Origin of the sequence: Mesotoga infera, from assembly GCA_011045915.1 — a bacterium.
Lineage (GTDB): Bacteria > Thermotogota > Thermotogae > Petrotogales > Kosmotogaceae > Mesotoga > Mesotoga infera_D.
This window is the reverse complement of sequence record DSBT01000325.1, coordinates 1-3,306: the sequence shown is the minus strand read 5'-3', so window position 1 is coordinate 3,306 and position 3,306 is coordinate 1. Positions and strand designations below refer to the sequence as shown.

Annotated in this window: 3 protein-coding genes; 2 read left to right on the top strand and 1 reads right to left on the bottom strand. The window is 43.8% G+C overall.

Annotated features, from left to right (window positions below; all coding sequences use genetic code 11):
* On the bottom strand, positions 1-1,943 hold a 1,943-nt coding region (locus tag ENN47_10620; GenBank protein ID HDP78610.1), incomplete at its 3' end, for a multidrug RND transporter.
* A 187-nt stretch (positions 1,944-2,130) separates the two neighbouring features.
* On the opposite strand from ENN47_10620, the gene ENN47_10615 reads away from it, so the two are divergent.
* Together ENN47_10615 and ENN47_10610 are read left to right on the top strand one after the other, a co-directional pair.
* A complete protein-coding gene (locus ENN47_10615) occupies positions 2,131-2,886 on the top strand; it encodes an ABC transporter ATP-binding protein (GenBank protein ID HDP78609.1) in 756 nt (251 codons plus the stop codon).
* Positions 2,887-2,896: 10 nt separating this feature from the next.
* Positions 2,897-3,306: hypothetical protein (locus ENN47_10610; protein HDP78608.1), on the top strand; the 410-nt coding region annotated here is incomplete at its 3' end.

Genomic DNA, 3,306 nt, shown 5'->3' with positions numbered 1-3,306 from the left:
CCATTTGCAAGAATTGCATTTGCGGTCTGTTGATATGCCCTGCGTGAATCACCGAATCTCCTGAACCAGATGGTGAAGTGAATCGCATAATCGATTACCAGCCCCATCAACATTCCCGAAATGAGAGCCGTTGAAATGCTGAGAGGTATCCTGAAAACGGCCATGAAAATGAAGTTGAATAGTGTTGTCAACAGAATTGGAATCGTGGCTATTATGGTCGACTTCAAGCTCCTGAATATCGTGAATAGCAGAAGTATGATAAGTCCAAATGATACTATCAAGCTCTGAATCTGATTATTAACGACCGAAGAGTTGACGCTCTTCCATATAAGCGTCGTTCCCGCCAGAGTAAACTCAAATCTACTTTGGAGTTCCTTGTTTCTTTCAATCAGCTCTTCTACTGAGGTTTTCAGTCTCTCCGCGCTGAGACTGTCGCTTTCAGGCGAAAAAAGGTTGAATCTTATTGCATTATCGCTTAATAACAGCGAAGTGGAGTCGCCAAAGAAATCAGTTGAGTTCAGCACTCTAATCATCAAAGTCACGGGAATATTCGTCTCTCTCGACAGGTCAAAAAGACTCATCACCTTGGAGACTCCATCGAGTCTCTTCAATTCCTCTTCAAGAGCTCCAAGACTCTCGACTTGATCTGCCGTCAACACCGGGCTTTGGCCACCTTTCGGTTTTGCCATGAGAGCATAATTTGTCAGCCAGCCAAAGGCCTCTTTCATTGTCTGTGCACTGTTCCTGATTTCCGAGCCCTCTTTGAAAAAGTTGTACTGATCAATAGTCATTGGAATAGTCATTATCAAGAGTGGAGAAGAAATGGCAATTACAATTATTGCCCAGATTACTACCTTCTTCACAACGGCATTCACATCTCTTGGAAGCGAAATTTCTCGCTTCTTGATTTTCTTTGTAGTTACCAGTCCCGGGAGGACAGTCATTGTAAAAATCGCCGAGAAGAAAATCCCCGAGCAAACAAAAATCCCCATCTCTTGAAAGGCCTTCATGTCGAGCAGAATATATGAAGAGAAACCAGCCATAGTAGTCAAAGCCGAGAAAAGAACAGGTACTCTCTCTTCGAGCACTGTCCTCTTTACAGCATTCTTTAAGTGTATGTTTTCCTCAAACCTTGACAGAAAGTGCATTCCGTAGGCGCTTCCAATAATGACGATAAATGAGGGAACCATGACCGTGAGGCTATTTATTGAAAGCTCCATCATTCCCATAATCCCGATGATCACCATTACTGCGGCTAAAGGCGGTATAAGGGTTAGAAGCGACAACGAAATTCTTCTGAACTTGATGACGTAAACCCCTAGAATGGCGAGCAATATAAAGGGAGGGTACTTGAAAGTGAGATCAATTATGGACCTGAAGGTTGCAGAGTTGGCAACGCTTTCGCCTATAAGTCTATAGTTTTTTACACCGAGCGAATCGAGCCTGGAACGAAGCTGAGGGACGAGAATGTCACTGCTCAATTCATTCCCATCGGCGATACTAACAAGCACTCCATAGTACCTGCCGTCTGAAGAGACAAGAAGATTGCTGTACATCGGATCCTTTAACAAATCCTTATTCAGAATGAGTTTTCCGTCTTCTTCATATACAAAAGACTCAGTGTGAATACTGAACGACAGAAGATTGAACTCTCCCAGCTTAATAGCGTCAGTGGCCGACAAAACGGAGCTTATCCAATCAAGAGATTTTATCTCTTCTGTTATCCTTCTGAGAAGCTCAAGCGAGGTATCGGAAGAATTGAGAATTACCACAATCGACCCGGTATCCCCGAAAACTTCGGCGATGCGATTGAATGATGCGAGTTCGGGATCGTCATCGCTCAAAAAGGCCGCGGGAGAGGGGTCAAAGCTAAAACCATCTATTCCCAGTAATAGAACCATCACCACGACAGCCAGGATTGCGAAGGAAACCGTTCTTCTCATATTCGCACCTCAACAAACTTAGCCAATTATATCATCTGACTTCATGATTCACAGCGCTATATAGAGATCCCACACTCAGTAACGAATTCGAAAACAATTTGTGTGAAATGTTGCTGCTCTTGTCGTAGAATTGGGTTGGAACATTTATCGAGATAGTCATTTAGTCATTCGTTTGGAGGGACGTTACTTGATTAGTTGCTCTAAGCTCACAAAGATCTTCGATAAAGACCCGGTGGTCAACGAGGTTGATCTGTCGGTTAGTTCAGGGGAGATATATGGCTTTCTTGGGCCAAACGGAGCCGGAAAAACGACGACCATAAAAATGCTTACGGGCACCCTGAGACCTACATCTGGAGAAGTAAGGATTCTAAACATGGATTATTCTGGAAACGAACTTCTTATAAAGAGCAAGATAGGTGTTGTTCCGGATGAACCTAGAATATATTCCTATTTCACTGGTGCAGAGTTTCTCGAATTCATCATGGACGTCTTTCCTGACAAGAAACAAGAAGCAAAAAAGAGAGTGGGGGAGCTCTGTGAAGCATTCGGCATCGATTATCTGGGTAAGATGATTTCAGAGATGTCCCACGGTATGAAACAGAAAATAATGGTCATATCCGTTCTGATGAGAAGGCCCGAAGTGATATTTCTGGACGAACCCACAGTCGGCCTCGACGCAAGAAGCGCTAAAATTCTGAAGATGCTTCTGGAGAAGTACAAGAACGAGGGATCTACAATTTTCATGACGACCCACGTGCTTGAAATCGCTGAAAAGATGTGTGACAGGATAGGGATTATCAACAAGGGAAGGTTGATCTCTGAAGGAACAATGAACGAGCTTAGAAAGAGGGCCGGAGCCGACGAAAAAGAGAGTCTAGAGAATCTGTTTCTGCAGCTTACCGGAGAAGATGAAGATATCCAGGAAATAGTAAGTGCATTGTGAGGTGTTAGTCATGAACGATCTAAAGCTATTCTTCAAGTATAAGCTCTTTATGTTCCCTGGCAAGAAAGGAACCAGAGGCGGCATCTCAAGTCAGCTGTTCGTATTCGCTGTTTTCACGGTCATGATAGGGTTCTTCCTGTGGGAAGTCTATGGAGCAACTGCTGGAGTGGAAGTGGAGGGAATCGCCCTTGGCAAAGTTATGGCCGGTTTTTTTCTCACCATTTCCGGACTGTTCTTTCTTATATCCTTCTCGGCGACGTCATCGTATCTCTTCATGAGAAATGAGGAGATAGACATGCTTCTCGTTCTTCCCGTGAGAAGAGTCAGCATAATTGCTTACCAAATCATGATTTCGACGGTATATCAAGGCCTCACATTGTCAGTATTCCTTGGAATCGCTCTTCCTTATCATCTAAGAGT